This is a genomic window from Phycisphaerales bacterium (assembly GCA_020852515.1).
In the GTDB taxonomy this organism is placed as follows: Bacteria; Planctomycetota; Phycisphaerae; order Phycisphaerales; family UBA5793; genus UBA5793.
The window spans coordinates 84283-104575 of the sequence record JADZAS010000013.1 but is presented as its reverse complement, the minus strand read 5'-3'; the positions used below and the strand labels follow the sequence as shown (position 1 = coordinate 104575).

Here is a 20293-nt window from a genome sequence, read left to right as displayed (position 1 = left end):
GCAGAGGGTGGGAGACCATCGGCTTTCGACATCACTTCAATCGAACGGTGCTTCGGATCAGTCTGCGGTCGGCGGCATGAGCCCGTTGGCCCGGCGTTCGGCCGTCTCGAGGCGGAGGTGAATCACCTGCAGCCGGTTGCGCACGGCTTCCATCGTCGGACGGCGATCCGGATCGGGATCGACGCAGTCGAGAATGAGATCGCTGAACTCCTGGCTGATGTTCGGCTTGATCTCGATGGGCGGAATCGGCCGGTCGATCTGGTGATCGTCCTTGGCCACGCCCAGACCGGTGCGATCGGTCATGGCGGTGGGGATGTGTCGGCCGCACACGCACCAGTACATCGTGGCGCCGAGGTTGTACACGTCGGTGGCGGGCGTGATGGCGCGGCGGTGGACCTGCTCGGGCGCGATGTAGTCCATGGTGCCCTGGATGCGATCTTTGATCGTGCCCACGGCGCACGACTGGCCCAAGTCGATGATCTTCGCCTGCCCGGCGTCGGTGACGATGACGTTGTTGGGCTTCATGTCCGCGTGCACGAAGCCGCGGCTGTGCATGTAGAGCAGGCCGTCGGCCACCTGCGTGAAGATGTCGGCGGCCTCGATGAAGGTCGTCGGCGGCTGTTTGTCGAGCGCGATGCCATCGACGAGTTCGAGAAGCAGGAACATCTCGCTGACGCGAAGGACGCGGCGGTTCTTGATGAGGCGCTCGATCCGGCGGATGTGCGGGTGGCGCAGCTGCGTGCCGACCGAGTACTCGATCTCGGTTTGATCGAGGAAGCGCTGGTCTTTCTCTGTCTCTTTGCGGACGTGCTTGAGGGCCCAGATCTGCTTGGAGCGAGGGTCCTGGACGAGGTACAGGAACGAGGCGGCGCCGGTGCCGAGTTCCTTGAGGACGCGAAAGCCTGCAATCTCAGTACCGGGCGCCACAGTGTACTCTCGCTGTACCGCTGATTGACTCACGTCTCAGTCCTGCTTGGGGCATTAACGCCGCACTGCTTTCCCGGTCAAGCCTGCCGACACTGATACTTCCACGCCCATCCCTTGGGATCGGTCCCATCCGGGTACGACTTGATGCCAAACCTCTACGGGGCGTAGACCCTGTGCCGGGGGATCGCCTTTCTCTCACCACGCAGCCGATTATACGGTGATCGAGGCGACGATTCTCAGCCGTTCAAGCGAAGTTGGTCGCGAAATCGCTGCTCGGGGAAATGTCGGCCGGGGCTGGACTGGCCCGTGATCGCCGAGTTGAGCAGGACATGGTCGAGATCGATGTTCAGCCGCTCCTGCAGACCGCGCACCAGATCGACCAGACGCGCCATCTGCCGGTCGGTGAATTGAGAGGCTTCCCCGTTGCCCACGAGGCAGATGGCCACGCTGTGCACGTTGTGCCACGCCGCATCGGGGCCGGCGACGTGAGCCCCAGCCAACTGCTCGTTCCAGCGGTAGCCGACGTGCAGCTCGCCGTCGCCCATGCCGTTGCCGTTGCCGATGACGAAGTGGTAGCCCAGGCCCTTGAGTCCGAGCGATCGGGCCTGGCGGGCGAGGCTCTCGACCGAGCCGTGCTGGCTGCCTGAATCGTGGATCACGATTTCGAGCCACTGATCCTGCTTGAGCGGGGCCGCGGTGTCGAGCACGCTGCCGATGGCGCGGGCGCCGAGGTTGACGCCCAAGGCCGGCTGGCTCGAACCCAGGCGCGGCAGGGGGCCCTGATCGGTGAGCAGCAGCACGCCGCCGAGCACCGTCATGGTCGCGACGAACGATGCCCACACCGTCAGCGCGCGGCGGTGCGGCCGGGATGCGAAGTCGAAACGGCTCGTCGGAATCATGGACACGTTCAGTGTACCCCACCAGTGCAGGTCGCCAAGGAACTATCGTCGCCGCCGACGAAAAAACTTTGTGATTTTCCGAAAATGCGAAAGGTCCGGCCATTTTGCGCCGCACGGGCAAACCCGCCGTTTCATCGGACCTTCGCTCCCGCCGCCGGTGCGATTACGGTCGCAGCCGCTGCCTCAGCGCCGGCACGGGCTTGCCGTACATGTCCGTCTGACGCGCTTCGACGTAGTCGCCGCGCAGGCGGTCGTACTGGTCGAACTGGGTCCGGGAGTAATTATCGGGGAACAGAGGCTTGGTGCAGCCGGTGGTGAGCGAAGTTATCGCGACGCACGCGCTCACCGCTGCCGCCAGCGCCGCCGCGCGCCGCACACCGAACGCCACCCGATTCCTGCCAGCCGTCCACGCCATGCGGCAAGTATATCGTGGATCACCTCGGCCGCCAGAGCCGATCGTGCGGCAGGAAAACCATCTCACGCGGAGCCGGAAGGTGCGCCGTGCGATCAGGCGCGGCGCCGACTCGAGTCATTCGCCCTTCTTCGTCCCCACCATGTCGGTGTGCGTGAGCACGGAGTCGATCAGGCCGTACTGCTTTGCTTCGTCGGCGCTGAGCCACTTGTTGCGGTCGCAGTCTGCTTCGATCTGCTCGAAACTCTTACCCGTAGCTCTGGCCAGTCCCTTGTAGAGCATCTCGCGCAGCCGGAGCATCTCGCGAGCTTCGATCTCGAGGTCCGTTGCCTGGCCCTCCATGACGCCGCCGATGAGCGGCTGGTGGAGCAGCACGCGGCTGGAGGGCAGGCAGTAGCGCTTGCCCGGCGTGCCGCCCGCGAGCAGCACGGCGCCCATCGACGCCGCCTGGCCGACGCAGTACGTCGCTACGTCGCAGGGGATGTAGTTCATCGTGTCGAGGATGCCCAGGCCCGCCGTCACGCTGCCGCCCGGCGAGTTGATGTAGAACTGGATGTCGGCCTTGGCGTCTTCGTTGGCGAGAAAGAGCAGTTGCGCGACGATCACGTTCGCTTCCTCGTCATCGACGCCTCCGCCGAGGAAGATGATGCGGTCCTTGAGCAGTCGCGAGTAGATGTCGTAGGCGCGTTCGCCGCGGCCGGTCTGTTCGACGACGATCGGAATGAGATTGGGCATGTTCAGGTCCTTGCGTGATCGCGGCGCGGCGGGCGCTGCCGCGGGTGGGTCAGTGAAGCGGGAGAGATCGCGCGGCGACGGTCAGCTCGACGCCGCCTTCTTCTTGCCCTTGTCGAGTTCGAATGCGAGCACTTCATCGACGAGGCCGTAGTTCTTCGCCTCTTCGGCGCTGAAGTACTTGTCGCGCTCCGAGTCGGCGAGCACCTGCTCGACGCTCTGGCCGGTGTGGCTCGCGAGCACTTCGGCGAGCATGCGCTTGCTCTTGATGATCTGCTCCGCCTGGATCTTGATATCCTCGGCCTGGCCGCCCACGCCGCCCAGCGGCTGATGGATCATCACCTTGGCGTGGGGGAGGATGTAGCGCTTGTCCTTGGTGCCGGCTGCGAGGATGATCGACCCGCCCGAGTAGGCCCGGCCGATGCAGTAGGTCGCCACGTCAGCCGAGAGGAACTGCATGGTGTCGTAGATCGCCAGGGTGTCATCCACGGTTCCGCCGTGGCTGTTGACGTAGAGGTTGATGTCCTGGCCCTTTTTCTGGTTGTCCAGATAGAGCATCTGCATCATGACGCGGGCCGCGCTGCTGTAGTTGATCTCGCCGATGAGAAAGACCACGCGGTTTTCGAGCAGCAGTTCATCGATCGTCATCTCGCGCGTGCGCTGGTAGTGCACGGAGTTGGTCAGGTGCGGCAGGGCCTGCACGGCCGCTGCGGCGATCTGCGGATCGCTCGACGCCGGATGAGCCGGGTCGAACTGATCAGGATTGAAGGCACTGCGGAACGGATTGAAGGTCATCTCGAGCCATCCTCCCCGAGGTGGGACTGTTGTCAGTGTCTGGCGGTCCGATAGTTCATGGTGCCGCGCCAGTCGATGATACGCGCGCCCGTGCATTGTCGGCCAAAGCGTAAGGGGTGCATGAGCCCGTTGCTCCGCCCCGGGTGCTTGATGTGCATCGAGTCGTTCTGCGCCAAGATGTGCCGGGCGCACCACGAACCGTTCGGTTCAGCCGGGCGGTTCTCTGTCGAGACGCATCACCGTCGGCGTTGCATCGCGGTCGTGGAAGATGAGGTCCCAACCTGAATCGTCCTCGCGGATGTCCAGGCCCATGGGCACATCGCCACGCGGGAGGTGCTCGGGCCACTCTGTTCGGAGCCGGGCAATGAACTGCTCGCGCTCAAGAGCCCCGCGCTCGCGCAGATCGTCCCACTCATACATCACGTGATTTTGCGCCATCTTCCGATCGATGGGATGGTGCGGCTCCGTCGCCGTCTCAACCGACGGCGCGAGTAACGCGAACGCCGGGGCGCAAAACGCCGCCACGGCTAAGCCAGGTGCGAGCGTCCATCTGCAGACGCCTCCAAATCGCCAGGACGTGCGCAGCGCCGCCAGCGATGCGGCGAGAAACGCCAGCGCCGCCAAGCCGATCCCCACCACGCCCCCGAGCAGGGTCGCAGCTTGGCCGATGAAGAAAGTGCGGTGGTAGGGCCGAGCCGGCTCCCATCGAAGTTGCACATCATCGCGAGCCATCTGCGCCGGTGAGAGCATCCCGCTCAAGTGCGTCAGTGTCGCGCCATCCCATAGCGAGGCCGCGATGACCGGATGCCCGATGCGCAGTTGCGTTAGGTCGCCTTCGTACACGATCGCGTCCTCGTCAAACCAGTTCTTCGCAGCCGCATCGCGCACGAGCCGTTCGCAGCGCCACTGCTTCAGATCGCGGGCTGCCGCCATCTCGCTGCCGATGATGAACAGGTCCAGCGCCAGCGGCTGCGTGGCGCCTGCCCCCGTCAGCCGCATCGGGTACACGGCCTCGTCGACGGGAAACACGACTTTGAGCGGGTGCGGCGAGAGCGTCTGCCCCGGCGACCAGCGGATCTTCGCCGTCGCAAAGCACCAGCCCTCGGCGACGTACCGATCGATGACCACGCCGGCAGCATCATCGCATGCAAACCCGTTCTCACTGAGCCAGTCGCGCACTTCAGAGCCCGCCTCGGCGGCGATCACGGTCACGGTGTACGAGCCGACGGTTTCATCCGTGAGAATCGAAACGCCGCGCTGCGGCTGTGCATTGGCCGCCGCCATGCTGCGCGGCTTCGCCACGAGGGTCGGAAAAAGTACGCCCACTGAAGTGGCCAGCAGCACGCAAGGGAACGCAATCACGTAGATGAGAATGCGTGCCCAAGCCGAGTGCTTGCTCAGCGCCCGCGACACCACCAGCATCATGCCGCAGCAGGCCAGCGCCGCCAGCGCCACAAATATCCACGGCGTCACGTTGCGCTCGAGCACGAGCCGCGGCTGGACGAGTTGTTGAAGCGTCGCAATCGTGCCCGGGCTTGCCGCTTCGATGGCCGTCGGCTGCGCCGGCAGCGGCAGCACCCACGCGACATGCTCGCCCTCGGCCTGCACGGCGGACTGCACGACGAGCGTCTCAATGCCGTCCCGGTACGAGATCAGCGCCGCCTGGTGGGGGATCGAAGGGTCGCGCGCCACGACCTGCGTGCGGAAGTACTTGCCATCGCCCATCGCCGGCGACGCCGCCCACGCCGCCGCCGCCGCAACCAGCACCGCCAGCCAGTGTCGCGCCCGTGTTCGCATGCAAGCCTCCCGTCGCCAGCGACGTGTCGAAGTATGCCGTCGCGAGCCCGACAGCGTATTCGACTCAATCGCCCGCGGGGTTGCAACGCATCACCGCCTCGCCGGCCCGCTACGGCCGGGGCAGGTAGGTGGTTTCGCCGGTGGCTGTGGTGCGGATGTTCTCCGGTTGGCCCGTCTGCGGATCGACCGTGGGGATCTCGCAGTCGATGACGTAGGTGAGCCAGGGCGGGGTGCGGCGAAGGCGTGCTACCCACTCGCTCGCCGCGAGACCGTTCTCGGGATTTACGACCAGGGTGAAGTTCTCCGTGCGGCCGGCCTCAATGCGCGTGCGGTCGCCTGAAGACCCGCCCCAGGTCCACTGCCACGATTCGTCTGAAGCGATGGCGTCGCGCACGACCCGGCCCTTGCTGTCCACCCAGTGGTATTCGTTGCCAGTCGGGTCGAACAGGCGCAGCGAGCGGGAGATTGCCCTGCCCAGTTGCATCGCGTTGATGTCGATGTCGCGCTGGGTCAGGTTGTCGATGCTGACGAGAATCACGCCCGACGTTGCGAGATCGATCTCGTTGATGTGCAGCGCCAGGCGCGCATCGGACAGAACCTCGACGGCGGGCGGCGGCGTCTCGATGAACGCCCGCACCACGAACACGAGCGCGACGAGCATGAGAATGACGATCGCCAGGCTTGCCAGCAGCCATCGCTTCATCGCAGTTCCTTCCCGCACCGTCTCGGGCCGGCGCTTCTCGATCTCGAGTCAGTCTACCAGAAAAGACGCAAGCTGGGAGCGATTGGGTGCAACATCTGGCGGCCGAGTGCGAGAATTCACGACAGGCCGCGGACGAACGAGGCCATTCGGCTCATCCCGGTCTCGATCTGCTCGGTGGAACAGGCGAAACTCATGCGGATGTGCCGCGGCCCGCAGCCGCCGAACTCGTCGCCGGGCACGACGGCCACGTGGGCTTCGTTGATCAGGGCGGTGGTCACATCCAGACTGGTGCGGAGCAGCGCGCCGCCCGCGGTCGTGCGGCCGAACCACGCCGAAATGTCGGGAAAGAGATAGAACGCGCCGGTGGGCCTGGGGCAGCGGACGCCTGGCCAGGCGCTGACGTGCTCGTGCATGAGCGCCGCCCGCCTGCGGTAGTGCTCGCGCATCTCGGCGACGTCGCCTTCGCCCGCGTCGAGCGCTTCGACGATCGCTGGAAAGCAGAACGAGGCGATGCAGGTGATCATCTGCCCCTGCAACTTGCTCATGGCCTTGATGAGTTCCAGCGGCCCCGCGGCGTAGCCGATGCGCCAGCCCGTCATCGCGTAGGCCTTGCTCAGGCCGTTGAGGGTGACCGACCATTTCGGATCGAGAAAACGGCAGATGCTGGCGAACGGGGTGTCGGCGTAGACGATCTTCTCGTAGATGTCATCGCTGGCCACGAGCAGGTTGCCGCCTGCGGCGTTGTGCTCGGTGACGACGGCGGCAAGGGCCTTGAGTTCATCGGGGCTATACATCGTGCCGCAGGGGTTGCTCGGCGAGTTGACCAGCAGCAGGCGCGAGCGCGGCGAGAGGGCTGCCGCGAGCATGGCCGGCGTCATCTTGAAGTCGTCTTCGACGCGCGTCGGGATTTCGACGACGCTGGCGCCGGCCATCTCCGCGATGGGGCGATAACTCACCCACGCCGGCGTGGGCAGGATCATCTCGAGGCCGCAGCCGGTGTCGAAGAGGCAATGCGTGAGCAGATAGAGCGAGTGCTTTCCGCCTGCGGAGATGAGCACGTGCTCGGGCGTGATGTGGTTGAGTTGATTGTCGCGGACCAGTTTGCGGGCGACGGCGGCGCGCGCGGCCGGGTCGCCGGGAACGGGGCCGTAGTGCGTCATCCCGGCGTCGAGGGCGCGCTTCGCCGCGTCGCGGATGTGCCCCGGCGTGGTGAAGTCGGGCTCGCCGGCGCCGAAGCCGATGACGTCGATGCCCCGCGAGGCCAGCTCCTTGGCCAGGGCGCTCACTGCCAGCGTGCTGGAGGGCTTGAGCCGGTTGACGCGAGCGGACAGTTGCATGGGCAAGAGCGTATGCGCGGCTTGATATCCGGCACAGTCCTGTATTGACGGTTTGAGCCTGCTCCGTTACGTTTCCTCAGCCGCCTACTGTTGTACCCGGGCCGGTCTTGGGCGGCGATTTCCCGCCGGTCCTCCGCTTCAAAGTCTCAGCCGCCATCGGAGGTATCCACATGGCCATTCGCGTCGGCATCAACGGGTTCGGTCGCATCGGTCGCCTGATGTTCCGCGCGGGGCTGCGGCAGGGGGGCATCGAGTTCGTCGCGGTCAACGACCTCGTCCCGTCCGACAACCTCTCCTACCTGCTGCGCCACGACACGGTGCACGGCCGCTTCGACGGCACGGTCCAGGCCGGTGAGGGCCAGTTCACCGTCAACGGCAAGGTCACCAGGTGCTTTGCCGAGCGCGACCCGGCCAGCCTGCCGTGGAGCAGCGTGGGCTGCGACTATGTCGTCGAATCGACCGGGCTGTTCACCGACGCCGAGAGCGCCGCCAAGCACCTCTCCGCGGGCGCCAAGCGCGTGATCATCTCCGCGCCGACCAAGTCGCCCGACAAGGTGAAGACGCTGGCGTACAAGGTCAACCACGAAACCTACGACCCGGCCAAGGACAAGGTCATTTCCAACGCCTCGTGCACGACCAACTGCCTGGCGCCGGTGGCAAAGGTCATTCACGAGACATTCGGGCTCGAAGAGGGCCTGATGACCACGATCCACGCCGTCACCGCGACGCAGCCGACGCAGGACGGCCCGAGCAAGAAGGACTGGCGCGGCGGGCGCAACGCCTACATGAACATCATCCCCGCGAGCACCGGCGCGGCCAAAGCCGTGACGCTGTGCATTCCCGCGCTCAAGGGGCGGCTGACGGGCATGAGTTTCCGCGTGCCCACGGCTGATGTCTCCGCCGTCGATCTCACCTTCCGCACGAGCAAGTCCACCTCGCTCGCGGCGATCAACGCGGCGATGAAAGAGGCCGCCGAGGGCTCGATGAAGGGCGTGCTGGGCTACACGGAGGAAGAAGTCGTGTCGAGCGATTTCATCGGCGATCCGCGTTCGTCGATCTTCGACGCCGGCGCCGGCATCGAACTCAACGACCGCTTCTTCAAGATCGTGTCGTGGTACGACAATGAGGTCGGCTACTGCAATCGCCTCATCGACATGATCAAGTACATGGCCGGCAAGGACGGGATCAAGTAACCCCGCCGGGCCCATCGATTGAAACAGACTCGAGAAGTGCCAGCCCCGCGCTCAATTGGGCGCGGGTTTTTTCACGCCGCAGTTCTGGGAATCCTCGCGCCCATGAGGCCGACGGGGATGCCGTGCGCCTTGAGAATGCTCGTGGCCCGCTGGTTCAGAACCACGAGGATGATGAGGCTGATGAGCGGCAAGAGCAGGCCGATGCAGTAGAGAATCCGGGAGACTATGTTATCGCCCAAGGCTGCTCCCAGATTGGCCACCAATACGATCAGCGCGAGTCCGACCAGAAGGTTGACGAGTCCGAACACAGGGTCCACCGCCATCGTCAGTGCGATTGTGGCAAGATTGAGCAGCACGCCCCACAGCAGGAACTTCTGCCACCTGGCGATGGTGTTGAGTTGAGCCCGATCCTGGTCGGTGAGGATTCGCGGCGGAGCGGCGGGACTGCTGGTCATGATGGTCATCTCCTGGCGCACAGCGCGGTCAGAACGGACGATCATCCTCCCCGGAGCAATCGATCAGCAGGTCACAGGTTGTGTCGGGCCGGCCTCAGCCGCCGGCGCTCTCGTCAAGCAGGTTGCGCTTGTTCTCGACGCTCTTGAACTCCTCCGCCTCGGGCAGGGCGTCCTTCTTGGCGGTGATCTCCGGCCAGTCCGGCGCCAGCCGCGCGTTGATCTCGACGTACTCAGCCCACTTCTCTGGCAGGTCCTCTTCGGGGAAGATCGCCTGCGTCGGGCATTCAGGAACGCACAGGCCGCAGTCGATGCAAACATCCGGATCGATGACGAGGAAGTTGACGCCCTCGTGGAAGCAGTCCACCGGGCAGACATCCACGCAGTCGGTGTACTTGCACTTGATGCAGGGCTCGGCGACGATATGAGTCATGGGATGCACTCTCCGCGGTTGGCGTGCGTTTCGTTCGGCTCGGGCGGCCTTGCCGGGACCGATGGCTGACAGTCGCGCCCATTGTAAACGGCTGCGCCGCGCGGGCAATCCCGGCCGGGCCAATTCAGCAATCCGCCCCGATCAGCGGATCTCAAAGAGCCCCTCCACCTCGACGGGCACCCCCAGCGGCAGGCTGCTGCAGCCGACCGTCGAGCGGGCGTGCCGGCCGATCTCCTCGCCGAACACCGAGACCATCAGTTCGCTCGCTCCGTTGGCGACCTGCGCATGACCCGTGAATCCCGGGCTCGACGCCACGAACACGCCCAGGCGCACGACCCGCGTGACGCGGTCGAGCGCCGCGTCCGTGGCGGCGTGGAGTACGGCGAGCGTGTTGAGCGCGCACAATCTTGCCGCGGCCTGTGCCTTATCCGGCGGGATCTCGGTGGGCACGACGCCCACGCACAGTGGCTTGCCATCGACCAGCGGCACCTGCCCGCTCGTATAGATGAGATTGCCCGTGCGCACCCACGGGATGTACGCCGCCACCGGCTTGGGCGCCGGTGGCAGTTCGAGGCCGAGTTCGGCCAGACGCTGGTAGACAGACATGCGATCCTCCCTGACCGGCGCGACGGTGCACAGCCGGCGCGACACCATAGCGCGCCTCGCCCCTCTGCGCCAGGTCTCAGCAGACTGCCGGGCGCTGCATCGCGCTAGAATCGCGGCCCATGCGCATCCTTCTGACCAACGACGACGGCCTGCAGGCTCCGGGCATCGAGGCGCTGCACGCCGAACTGCTCCACCTCGGCGAGGTGTTCACCGTTGCGCCGCTTCAGGTGCAGTCCGCCACCAGCCACAGTGTAACGTTCAACGTGCCGCTCATGGGTCGGCAGATGCGCATCAACGATCGCATGACCGGCTTCGCCATCGACGGCCGGCCCGCCGACTGCGTCAAGCTCGCCATCGAGAACGTCTGGCCCGAGCATCACCCGGGCCACCCGCGCCCCGACCTCGTCGTGTCGGGCATGAACATGGGCTGCAACGTGGGCATTCACGTCATCTACTCCGGCACCGTCGGCGCCGCGATCGAGGCGGCGTTCCTGGGCCTGCCGTCGATTGCGGTGAGTCTGTTCGTCGAGAGCGAACTGAACCGCCGCGCGTACGAGAAGGTGCGCTGGGACGTGGCCGCCCGCCACGCGCGCCAGGCGATCGAGCGCTGCCTTGAACACGGCCCGCTTCAGCCGCGATCGGTTCTCAATATTAACATCCCGTCAACGACGAGCGATGGCCCGCTGCCGCCGATCAAGGTCGTGCCGATGAACCTCGGCGGCATGACCGACCGCTACGAACGTCGCGTGGCGCCCAACGGGCAGATTTACTACTGGTGCGTCGGCGACGGCATGGACTTCTCGGACACGGCCACAGGCAGCGACGTCGAAGCCATGCTCGCCGGCAACATCACCATCACTCCGCTGCATTTCGATCTCACCGACCACGGGCTGCTGTGCGTGTGGGAGGACCGTCTGCGCGGCGCGAGGCCATGAGCCCTCACCGCCATCTCGCGCGCAGCAGATACACGGCCCACTCGATGCCCAGAATGGCCAACGCCAGCGCAACGAGCCACGGCCACAATTCGCGCGGCGTTGAGCGGTCGAGCGCCTGCGCCGGCGCCGCGTCATGTCCGATCGCGACTTCATCGACCGGCAGCAGGTTCGACTCGGTTTCGCTCAGCAGATTGGCGATGATCGGCTCGCTCTCGGCGGGCAGTCCCTGCGCTTCATAGACGCCCGCGCGATCGAGCGGCCCGATCGTCACCGTGCCGTCTTCGCGCACCGGAATGGTCCGCTCGTCGGGCCCCGTCAGTCTTACCTGCGACGCGCCGGGCTCGGCGCGCAGCGTCATCGTCGCGCCCGTGCGGATCATCTGCCCGGCTTCGGCGCTGCCGCGCTGCGTGAGGTAATCCACGGCGTTCTGGATGAAGATGGCGAAACTCACGTGCAACGGCCAATTGCTCTGCCGCAGATCGAAACTCACGATGAGGTGCCGCCGCCCGCGCCGCGGCTCCACCACGCCGATGATCGGTCCACCCTCCGCCAGCGCGAGGGCTTCGCTGTGTTCATCCGGCAACGAAATGCGCCGCCCATCGGCGACGGCGATCGTGTCCAGTCCCACGCTGGCCATGATCGGGTGCTGCCGGCTCCAGCTGAGCACGCGCCGGCTCGGGTTCTCCACTTCCGACGGCGCGAGGCTCAGGCCCGGCATCGGCGGCCGCGCACCGATTGACAGGCTGGGCGCTTCGGGCACAGCGCCGGGTGACACGCGATCAAAGATGATCGCGCTGAACTCGTGCTCATCGCCGGACCGCACCGCGCCGCCGGCGAGCGCCGCCTCGAACCGATCAGCGGGCCACGTCTCTACCTCGTAGAGCGGCAACTCGTTCACGACGCTCATGAGATACTCGTCGGGCCCGCTGTCACTGATGGGGTAGACCACGAGCAGCGTCGCCGTCGTCGGCGGCGCCAGCAGCAGGCCGACCGTGTTGTCAGTCGCCAAGTCGTCGCTGCGCGCAATGCTGATGCGCAGCACGCCGCCGGCGAGGTTGGTGAAGCGCAGGCGAGCCAGTCCCTCGGCCGGCCGCCTGGGATCGCGCGCTTCGAGCGCGATGGCCTGGGTGTCGAGCGGCTCGCCGTCCAGCGCGAACTCGACCTGGACCGTCTTGAGGGGCGCGGCGGTGCTGAGCAGGCCGCAGAGGACATCGACCTGCGACGGGTCGAGAAGGTCGCGCCGCGCTGCGAGGAACGTGATTCCGACGTTGTCAGGGTCGGGGGAATCATCGCCTGGCGCGGCGACGGAGATGAATTCGACCTCGCCGGCCGCATAGGAGGGCGTCTGGTCATCGCCGAAGCGGCCGTCGCCCAGCAGCACGGTTCGCACCGGCGCTGCGCCGCCGCCAGCCTGCTCCGGTCCCGCGTACGTTTCGGCCAGACGCAGCGCCGGCCCGAGAAGACCCGGCTCTTCAAGGACATCGAGCGCATCGATCGCCGCCCGGGCGAAGCGCAGGTCCGAAGTGAAGGTTTGAGCGATCCGCGCCCGCGTGGCGAATGCGACGACCATCACCTGCACTTCGTCGCCGCTGCGCCTGAGTCGGTCGAGCATCTCGTTCGCGCTTGCCTTGGCGCGATCCAGTCTTGTTGCCGATTGGCCGCCCGCGTTGTCGTTCGCCGCAGAGGCTGCCTGAGCCTTCGCATCACGCGCTCCCATCGAAGCACTGACGTCGATGAGCAGAATGATGCGCTGGCCGCCCTCGCCTTGCCGGGTGCCGAAGATGGGCCGGGCCAGGGCCAGTAGAAGCGCCAGCAGCAGCAGCAATTGCAGAAACAGCAGCCAGGACGCCCGCAGCCGCTGGAAGGGGGTGTTCGCCTGCAGGTCCTCGACGACCTTGCTCCACAGCATCGTCGAGCCGATCCAGACTTCTTTGCGGCGCAGTTTGAGAAAATAGAGCAGCAGCAGGGCGGGAACAGCCACCCCGGCCACCAGCAGCGCTGTGAAAGGGCTCAGCAGGGACACCGGCAGAGTGTATCAACGCCCTGTGTGCTCAGCGGCGGGGCGTGCATCGCCGCCGACGCCGAACCTCCCCAGCCCCAGGAAGTCGATCGGCTCGTTTGATTTGCCTTCCAGCGCCAGTCCGGCGAGCGCCTTTCCGATGACACTGACGAACTTGAACCCGTGCCCGCTGAAGCCGCACGCGATCGTCACCCGATGGTGCAGCGCCGGATCCGGGTGCCTGTCGATGATGAAGTGCCCGTCGGGGCTGTTCGTGTAGAGGCACACCTGCGCCGCGAGGAGTTCGCCACGGCCCTGCGGCAGGTAGCGGCCCATCGCCTCGCGCAACGTGGTTGTCTCCTGAGGCGTTACACTGCGATCGACCGTGTCCGGATCGCACAACTCGCCGGGCCAGTGGTGGGCGATCTTCAGGCCCGGACGCTCAGGCACGGGCGGAAAGCCGTACCAGATTCCGCAGGGCCGACCGTCGACGCCGGGATCGATGCTCCAGACGGGAAAGCGCTCGCTCGCGAACGGCTCGGCGGCGACGGGCCGAAACCACCCTGCGACCTGCCTTGTCACCTTGAGTTCCACGCCGAGGCCGGCCACCATCCGCCCGGCCCAGGGTCCGGCCGCGATGATCAAGTGATCCGCGTCGTAGTTGGCGCGATCGGTGCTGACCGAGACTCCCGACGATCCGGCCCTCCACGACTGCACGCACTCGCGTTCGTGAAGTTCGGCCCCGCGCTGCCGCGCGGCGGTCGCATACGCCTGCACGGCCTTCTCGCACCGCACGTACCCGGCGTGCTCTTCGAAGAAGCCCACGGCGTCATCATCAACGGAGAACTGCGGAAACCTGGCCGCGAGTTCAGCGAGGCTGAGCAGCGTGTGCGGCACGTGGTGCAGCCTGGCCGCACTGATGGAATCACGGACCAGGGCGCTGTCCGGCCGACCCATGTACAGCCCGCCGGTGAGATGCAGCAGGCTCGCCCCGGCCTCCGCCTCGAACTCGCGCCAGAGTTCAAGCGCGCGGCGCAGCAGTGCCACGTAATCCGGGTGCTCGAAGTACGCCGTGCGAAACGCGCGGCAATGACCATGGTGGCTCCCGCGGGCGTTGGGAATCTCGAACTGCTCCAGCCCGAGCACGCGCAGCGAAGGCTCGCGTCGCAGCAGCTCATAGCACGCCGCCGCCCCCATGCTGCCCACTCCGATGACGATGATGTCGAACTTTTCAGCCATCAGCCGGTTCGCAGCCCGCGGCGAAGGTATGTGTCGATGGACAGTAGCGAGTCGCGCTGGGTGGCTCCTGCTGAAACTGTCGGCTTCCGCCGACGTCTACGCTACGGCCTCAAGCCTTGGTGCCTTGAGCCTCGATGCCTTGCTCCCTCGCTTCGGTGCTTTTGCCTCCCCCCTTTTCTTCGCGTACCGCGGCCGGTTATCCGATAGAGACAGAGCCATGAAGTCCGACATCCGGTCCATTCTCAAGCTCGAGGTCCCACTGATTGTCCGCATTGCCGAACGGGCCATGCACGTGGATGAGGTCGTCCAGTGGGTGCCGGGCATGATCATCGAGATGGGCAAGAACGCCGACGAGGAACTCGAGCTGCTCGTCAACAACGTGCCCATCGGCGTGGGATCGGCGGTGAAGATCACTGAGAATTTCGGCATCCGCATCTCCTATGTGGGCGACCTGCGCGAGCGCATCGACGCCATGTCCGGCCGCCCCCTCGAGGAGGAGGAAGCCGTCGAGCCGGCCGGGGCGGCTCGGGTGCCGGCGCTGGATCCGGAAGAAGCCGCCGCGCCGACCGAAGCGGGATGACCTGCGCCGAAACCTGTCCCGGCGTGCTAGACTGAATCGAAGGCGCCGCCCACGCTGCCGACGCAGCCGCGGCGCGCCGATCGCGGGAGGAGTCGAGCGTGAAGGGGTCTCGCAGGACGTATTGCCGCGCCGTGAAACTGGCCGCAACCGCCGCGCTGGCGCTGACCGCCGCAGGCTGTTACGGGCCGTACAAGCCGCGCATCAACCAGCGCATCGTCGGCTCGGGCCTGGTCGCCGAGTACGACACGACGCACGACCGTCTGGTGCGGTTCGGGCCGCGGGCCATTTTCAATCTCCTTTGGGTCCGCGACCTCGATGAAGCGCCCGCGGAGGGAGACGATTACACCTACTTCGGCGGAATGTACTCCTGGGTCAGCCCGCAAAGCGCGTGGACCGATGAGCAGGGCCAGGCCCAGCCGTGGCCGCCGCCCGTCGCCATGGACGCCGGCCCGACGCTCGCCACGCTGCACGGGCTCAACGAGTTCGAGGCGGTCGGGCCCGTCCTCGAGTCCGGCCTGCAGGAGATCAAGAGCGTTCAGCTCGGCCGGGATTCCTACGGCCCGCGGGGACTCATCACCAACGGTCTGAAGAACACCACTGATCAGCCGCAGTGGGGCGGCGTCTGGCTGAGCACCGCCGCCATCCCCGGCTCCGTCATCGCGGTGCTCACGCCCGAAGGCGATCGCGATATCAAGCTCAGCACGCACCCCGGTGCGCAAGAGGTGTGGGACAACATCACGCGCACCCGCAGCCGCTGGACGCTCATCCGGACCAAGCGCTATTACAACTGGATGGGCAAGGGCGGCACGTTCAAGGCGACGATTCCCTCGGACCGGGTCATTGCGATCCACCGGCGCGGCTATTGGCTCGTGCGCATCGGCGAGCCGTGGACCGCCGAGGCGGATACGACGCTGACCGAAGCCGGCCACGGACCGGTCGAAGTGGCTGTTAACTTCGGCATGTTGCGCCACGAAGCGGCCATGCTCGGCCCGATCACCGAAATCCCGCCCGGCGAAACGACTCAATATCGTGAACGCTGGTACATCATTCCCGGCATGGCGTCGCGCACGCGCCAACTTGACGAAGAACTCTATAAGATTGACCCGCAGCGCTTCCCGCTTCCGAGTTATCTTCAGGATGATGAAGCGGACGTGGAACTCGACGAGTGGCTTGACGAGGAAGACGAAATGCCGGCCGAAACGCCGGCTGAGCCGCCGCCGGCGCGCGATGCGCACGACGCCCCGCCGATCGACATCGAAGAAGTGCAGGAGCCGTAGCGGCGCGGGTCTGTTGCTCAAACCGTCATTCCCGCGCAGAGCTTGCCTCGAGCGAAGGCCGCGGCGGAAATCCACGATGCATCATTCGCAACCAGACGCCAATCGCACCCGCCTGCACGCTCGTGGATGCCTGCCTGCGCAGGCATGACGGTGCTGATGCACCTTGTGCAACAGTCCCGCGCGGACGCGGTGCTCAAGGCGCGTCGGGCGTCCAGGTCAGGCCGTCGTACCATTCGTGCGGCCGCTGGATGAACTCCGTTGGCCGGGCGTCCACGTGCCCGTCGGCAAAGAGGACGTTGTTGCCGTTTCCGTGCCGGTTGATTCCGACGCGCCGCACGCTGCGCGCGATCGAGTCGGAGCCATGGTCCGGGCCGAGCAGGTGCGCGAGATTCCACACGTCATAGAGCCCGGCGTCCTGGTTGAGATCGCCGGTCAGGGCGTTGAGTGCGATGCTGTTATCGGCGTCTTCTGTAAACGCCGTCAGGTACATCATCTCGGTCGGCCGGTGCAGGAGCGAGAGCGGCGACGCGGGGCGGCGATCGGAGCCGACGACGTCGAGACCGCGCGGCAGGTTGGGAAAGCCAATGCCGTTGACCACGTATTGGATCTGGTGGTTCGGGTTCGGATGTGCGGGGTCGAGCAGGATGGGCGAAGCGAGGTCGGTCCGGCCCCCGGGGTGAGCGATATAAGATTGTATTGCGTTAACCCAGGGTATATATTTACTCTCGGCAAGAGAGCCGGCCCAGGGAGAGATGCCCTCGCGCGGCAGCAGGTCAAAGTGATCGCCGGCAAACTGGGTAACGGCGAGTCCGATCTGATGCTGGTTTGATGCGCATGTGGTTGCAATTGAGGCGTCGCGCGTGGTGGCCAGGGCGGGCAGCAGCAGGCCGACGAGCATCATGGTTATGCACAACGCGACCAATAACTCGATCAGCGAGAACGCACGCATATGAGAGTGGTGGTGTCGCATGAAAGCGCCTCGGACCATCCGGCGGCGCAGCGGCGCCGACGCAGCATACAGCATGCGCTATAACCTGAACCGGGCCAGTGACCAGGGTGATATTTGATGCTATTTTCGAAATCGCGGCTTCACATTCGCGCGAGCGGGTGTATCTTGTTGCATATTCGTCGTCCGCCAACTTGCGGCGGGCGCGGGTGCTGCGGCGAATCTGGCGCAGCGCCTTACGTCAAGGTGCGATACCGCTCTTGACCCCCGCATTGTGACTTCGGGGCGCCATGGCTGCGCGTGCGGTCTGTCGGACGCCCTCCGGAACGGGAGGGGATGGGGGAGATACTGATGTCGAACGTGAAGAGACGACCGCTGACCCGCTATGGTCTGGCCATGCTCGTGCTCGTTGGGGCAGGACTGCTCGCCGTGTCCGGCCGTTCGCAAGCCAGGCCACCGGTAGCGCTCGAGGACTACGACTGCTGGTTTGCGACCAACCGCATCTGCAATGTGAACTACTACCCGCAGTGCTACAACGAGCCAGACGGTACGTCCTGCTTCCGCTGCCCCTACACGGTGCTGGGGAGGGCCAACTGCGTGCGGCGGACGGACTTTACCTGCACGCCCGACAGCGAGATCCCGTTCGATTGCGGCCCCAAGATCGTCGGGATCTGCGTCTCGCAGTACTGCTTCGGCGACATTTCCAGTCCCGACAAGTGCCGCATTCTCAATTGCGGTGGTGGCAATCCGTGAATTGCCGTAAAATGCGGCGTCGGTCTTGAGCCGATGATGGGGGAGCGGCGCCGGAGGTTCCGCGCCCGCACCTCGCCTTCAGTGGGAGCACATCATGACGCAGGGCCGAACCGGTTCGATTCTCTTGGCGATGGTTGTTGCCGCGATCGGGGCATCAGCCCGCGGGCAGGAACTCAGCCGGTCCGAGGTCGGACGCGCTCTGCGCGAGGCCGAGGCGTTGCGGGCCTGCCTTCGCGTTGACTATGAGCCGATGTTCCGCGCCGGACAGCGCCCGGCTGAGGCGCAGCGGACCTACGTGTGGCGCCTGGCGGACGGTCGCGGCCGATACTACCAGGAAACGACCCGGCCACCTTCGGCCGGAGAGACCCAGCGCGTCGTGCAGATCGACACCTGGGATGGGGAGAATGCGTATCAGAAGTTCGTCTTCGCTGACGCGCCGCCGACGCATCGCCAGAACGTCGTTGTCAGCGACCAGTACCCGCCTCTCGATGAGACGGACGAACTCGGGCCATCCCTGGGCATCCGCTGCTGGCGGACTCAGTCCACCGTCGGCGAACTCCTGGCTGATCCGGACATCAATGCCGAAGTCCGTCATGCAACGCTCGACGGGACACCGGTTGTCGAAGTGGAGATTGTCGGGCCGGAGTTTGTGCCGTCCGCCATTCTCGTATTCAAGTACGACCCCGCGCGGCAATGGCTGCTGCTCGAGCGCGACACCTTCGGCCACACCATTATCGAGGGCCAGCCGCTCGAACAGGGGCCGCAGCTGTTCCGTTCGCGGATCACGGCGTCGGAGTTCACGCAGGTGGACGGGGTGTGGATGCCTGGCCGGTTCGATAACCACAGCACGTTCCGACCGGGCCAAAGCGACTCGGAAGACTTCAACATGGTGACACTCATCACCTCGATCCAGCTGAACCCGGAGTGGTCCGACTCCGATTTCACGGTCGATCTTGCATCGCTTCCGCCTCACAGCCAGATCGCCGACGCCCGCTGGGGCGGCACCTACCGGCTGGGCGAAGACGTGGTATTGATGGGCGGCCGTCTCTATCAACTTCCGCACGTCATCGAGGAGCCGATCGCCCCGTCTCGGTACGTCGAGGCCACTCTGGGCGCGACGCCGATCGTCGAACCCGCGCTGGCTGATTCAAAGACGCCGGGCTCCAAGACGCTTAGCGACTGGATGCGCCTGACGGGGTATGTCATGGTCGCCGCCGGGGCCGTGGGCGCGGCGGTGCTCTTCTTCCGCCACCGCTTTGGCGGGCGGTAATTCAACGGGCTGTTCGCCCGAGGGTGGTCTGAACAACTCAAGCACCTGCAGCCGCGGGAAGCGCGGCCGCACTTGCAATTCGCGCGCACTTGGCGCGCCGTTGACATGCGAGAGGCGCCGCGTCGAAGCGGCGCGGCAGATCAGGCATACGGGAGAGAATCGATGAAGCAACTCACGAAGACACTCGGCGCTGTCGCAGCACTGGCGCTGCTGGCGGGAACGTGCATCCTTATGACCCAGCGCAGCGGGACGCCGGCGCCGAGTTACGCCGTCGAGCAGCGATTCGACGCCGGCGAGACACTCGTCATGCTGCCCGGCGAACTCAAGCACCGCTTCGAATACATCAACGACACCGACCAGACGATCGAAATCACCGCCATCAAACCCGCGTGCGGCTGCACGGCCATCGAAGCGCCGATCCGCACCCTCGAGCCCGGCCAGACCGGCTGGCTCGAAGCGACCGCCAATCTCCACGCATCCGGCCAGTTCTCCACTCTTGTTACCGTGCACTGGTCAACCGGGCAGCAGACGCAGTACCTGCTCGGCGCATTCGTGATCATCAGCCGCGAACTTTCGCTCTCGGCGATGAGCCTCGACCTCGAGCCGGGCGAGCACCGTGAACTGATTCTGACCTACATCGATCAGCGCTGCGAGGAGCCCGGCGCGATCTCGCTGGAGGGATCGCCAGCGCTCGACGTTGAAATCGGACCATGGCAGCAGGTGCTGCCCGGCGACCGTCAGCGCGGCCTGGCGGCGCGTTACTCGGCAAGGGTCAGCGTCCAGCTCACCGGCGCCATCGACGAAATCGGCCGTGCCTCGTTCGCGCTGCCCGCCATGCCCGATGTCCTGCCGACCGAACTGGTCGTCCGAACGCCGGCGCTGGCGCGCTCGTTCGAGCAGCAGCTCCGGCAGCGGCGGCCCACTTCGGGTCCGATCCAGATCGCGCATGATGCGCCCGGCGGCGATGCGGACGAAACAATGAAGTCAGAGCGGCCGTAACGCCTCCTG

At 65.8% G+C, this 20293-nt stretch carries 21 protein-coding genes; 7 read left to right on the top strand and 14 right to left on the bottom strand.

Features of this window, described 5'->3' with window-relative positions; genetic code table 11:
* Positions 1-57: 57 nt before the first annotated feature.
* The 8 genes from IT430_06680 to IT430_06645 all read right to left on the bottom strand — a co-directional run bounded on the left by IT430_06680 (position 58) and on the right by IT430_06645 (position 7602).
* The gene (locus IT430_06680; GenBank protein MCC6907606.1) at positions 58-927 is read right to left on the bottom strand and encodes a serine/threonine protein kinase; all 870 of its coding nucleotides are present in this window, start codon (positions 925-927) and stop codon (positions 58-60) included.
* A gap of 236 nt (positions 928-1163) precedes the next feature.
* On the bottom strand, positions 1164-1826 hold the full coding sequence (locus IT430_06675) for an N-acetylmuramoyl-L-alanine amidase (GenBank protein MCC6907605.1): 663 nt from the start codon (positions 1824-1826) through the stop codon (positions 1164-1166).
* Between the two features lie 163 nt (positions 1827-1989).
* A complete protein-coding gene (locus IT430_06670; GenBank protein ID MCC6907604.1) occupies positions 1990-2241 on the bottom strand; it encodes a hypothetical protein in 252 nt (83 codons plus the stop codon).
* Between the two features lie 114 nt (positions 2242-2355).
* Positions 2356-2973, bottom strand: a complete 618-nt coding sequence (locus IT430_06665) for an ATP-dependent Clp protease proteolytic subunit (protein MCC6907603.1) — start codon at positions 2971-2973, stop codon at positions 2356-2358.
* Positions 2974-3054: 81 nt separating this feature from the next.
* Positions 3055-3765: an ATP-dependent Clp protease proteolytic subunit gene (locus IT430_06660; GenBank protein ID MCC6907602.1), complete on the bottom strand. Its 711-nt coding sequence runs from the start codon at positions 3763-3765 to the stop codon at positions 3055-3057.
* 207 nt (positions 3766-3972) lie between these two features.
* The gene (locus IT430_06655) at positions 3973-5562 is read right to left on the bottom strand and encodes a DUF2330 domain-containing protein (protein ID MCC6907601.1); all 1590 of its coding nucleotides are present in this window, start codon (positions 5560-5562) and stop codon (positions 3973-3975) included.
* 109 nt (positions 5563-5671) lie between these two features.
* Positions 5672-6265 (bottom strand): hypothetical protein, encoded by a 594-nt coding sequence (locus IT430_06650; GenBank protein ID MCC6907600.1) that lies wholly within the window; start codon positions 6263-6265, stop codon positions 5672-5674.
* A gap of 116 nt (positions 6266-6381) precedes the next feature.
* Complete coding sequence (locus IT430_06645) at positions 6382-7602, bottom strand: pyridoxal phosphate-dependent aminotransferase (protein ID MCC6907599.1); 1221 nt, start codon at positions 7600-7602, stop codon at positions 6382-6384.
* 170 nt (positions 7603-7772) lie between these two features.
* Between IT430_06645 and gap the strand changes: the two genes are divergently transcribed.
* Entirely contained in the window at positions 7773-8795 is a 1023-nt protein-coding gene (gap, locus tag IT430_06640; GenBank protein MCC6907598.1) for a type I glyceraldehyde-3-phosphate dehydrogenase, read from the top strand.
* Positions 8796-8866: 71 nt separating this feature from the next.
* Here the strand turns inward: gap and IT430_06635 are convergent, their stop codons facing one another.
* The 3 genes from IT430_06635 to IT430_06625 form a co-directional block, all read right to left on the bottom strand.
* Positions 8867-9250 carry a hypothetical protein gene (locus IT430_06635; protein MCC6907597.1) on the bottom strand — a complete coding sequence of 128 codons (384 nt, stop codon included), beginning with the start codon at positions 9248-9250 and terminating at the stop codon, positions 8867-8869.
* 94 nt (positions 9251-9344) lie between these two features.
* A complete protein-coding gene (locus IT430_06630; protein ID MCC6907596.1) occupies positions 9345-9680 on the bottom strand; it encodes a ferredoxin family protein in 336 nt (111 codons plus the stop codon).
* A gap of 141 nt (positions 9681-9821) precedes the next feature.
* Positions 9822-10286 carry a RidA family protein gene (locus tag IT430_06625; GenBank protein MCC6907595.1) on the bottom strand — a complete coding sequence of 155 codons (465 nt, stop codon included), beginning with the start codon at positions 10284-10286 and terminating at the stop codon, positions 9822-9824.
* 119 nt (positions 10287-10405) lie between these two features.
* Between IT430_06625 and surE the strand changes: the two genes are divergently transcribed.
* A complete protein-coding gene (surE, locus tag IT430_06620) occupies positions 10406-11221 on the top strand; it encodes a 5'/3'-nucleotidase SurE (protein MCC6907594.1) in 816 nt (271 codons plus the stop codon).
* 4 nt (positions 11222-11225) lie between these two features.
* Here the strand turns inward: surE and IT430_06615 are convergent, their stop codons facing one another.
* Both IT430_06615 and solA read right to left on the bottom strand, forming a co-directional pair.
* A complete protein-coding gene (locus tag IT430_06615) occupies positions 11226-13244 on the bottom strand; it encodes a VWA domain-containing protein (GenBank protein ID MCC6907593.1) in 2019 nt (672 codons plus the stop codon).
* Between the two features lie 12 nt (positions 13245-13256).
* Entirely contained in the window at positions 13257-14459 is a 1203-nt protein-coding gene (gene solA, locus IT430_06610; GenBank protein MCC6907592.1) for an N-methyl-L-tryptophan oxidase, read from the bottom strand.
* Between the two features lie 217 nt (positions 14460-14676).
* Here solA and IT430_06605 point away from each other — a divergent pair, with 217 nt between their 5' ends.
* The gene (locus IT430_06605) at positions 14677-15039 is read left to right on the top strand and encodes a FliM/FliN family flagellar motor switch protein (protein MCC6907591.1); all 363 of its coding nucleotides are present in this window, start codon (positions 14677-14679) and stop codon (positions 15037-15039) included.
* A gap of 98 nt (positions 15040-15137) precedes the next feature.
* Positions 15138-16316 (top strand): hypothetical protein, encoded by a 1179-nt coding sequence (locus tag IT430_06600; protein MCC6907590.1) that lies wholly within the window; start codon positions 15138-15140, stop codon positions 16314-16316.
* 193 nt (positions 16317-16509) lie between these two features.
* On the opposite strand, the gene IT430_06595 is transcribed toward IT430_06600, so the two are convergent.
* Positions 16510-17286 carry a prepilin-type N-terminal cleavage/methylation domain-containing protein gene (locus IT430_06595; protein MCC6907589.1) on the bottom strand — a complete coding sequence of 259 codons (777 nt, stop codon included), beginning with the start codon at positions 17284-17286 and terminating at the stop codon, positions 16510-16512.
* 327 nt (positions 17287-17613) lie between these two features.
* Between IT430_06595 and IT430_06590 the strand changes: the two genes are divergently transcribed.
* From IT430_06590 to IT430_06580, 3 genes are all read left to right on the top strand, one after another.
* The gene (locus tag IT430_06590; GenBank protein ID MCC6907588.1) at positions 17614-18015 is read left to right on the top strand and encodes a hypothetical protein; all 402 of its coding nucleotides are present in this window, start codon (positions 17614-17616) and stop codon (positions 18013-18015) included.
* 94 nt (positions 18016-18109) lie between these two features.
* Positions 18110-19285, top strand: coding sequence for a hypothetical protein (locus tag IT430_06585; protein ID MCC6907587.1), 1176 nt, complete (start codon positions 18110-18112; stop codon positions 19283-19285).
* 162 nt (positions 19286-19447) lie between these two features.
* Positions 19448-20284, top strand: a complete 837-nt coding sequence (locus tag IT430_06580; protein MCC6907586.1) for a DUF1573 domain-containing protein — start codon at positions 19448-19450, stop codon at positions 20282-20284.
* The last annotated feature ends 9 nt before the right edge of the window (positions 20285-20293 follow it).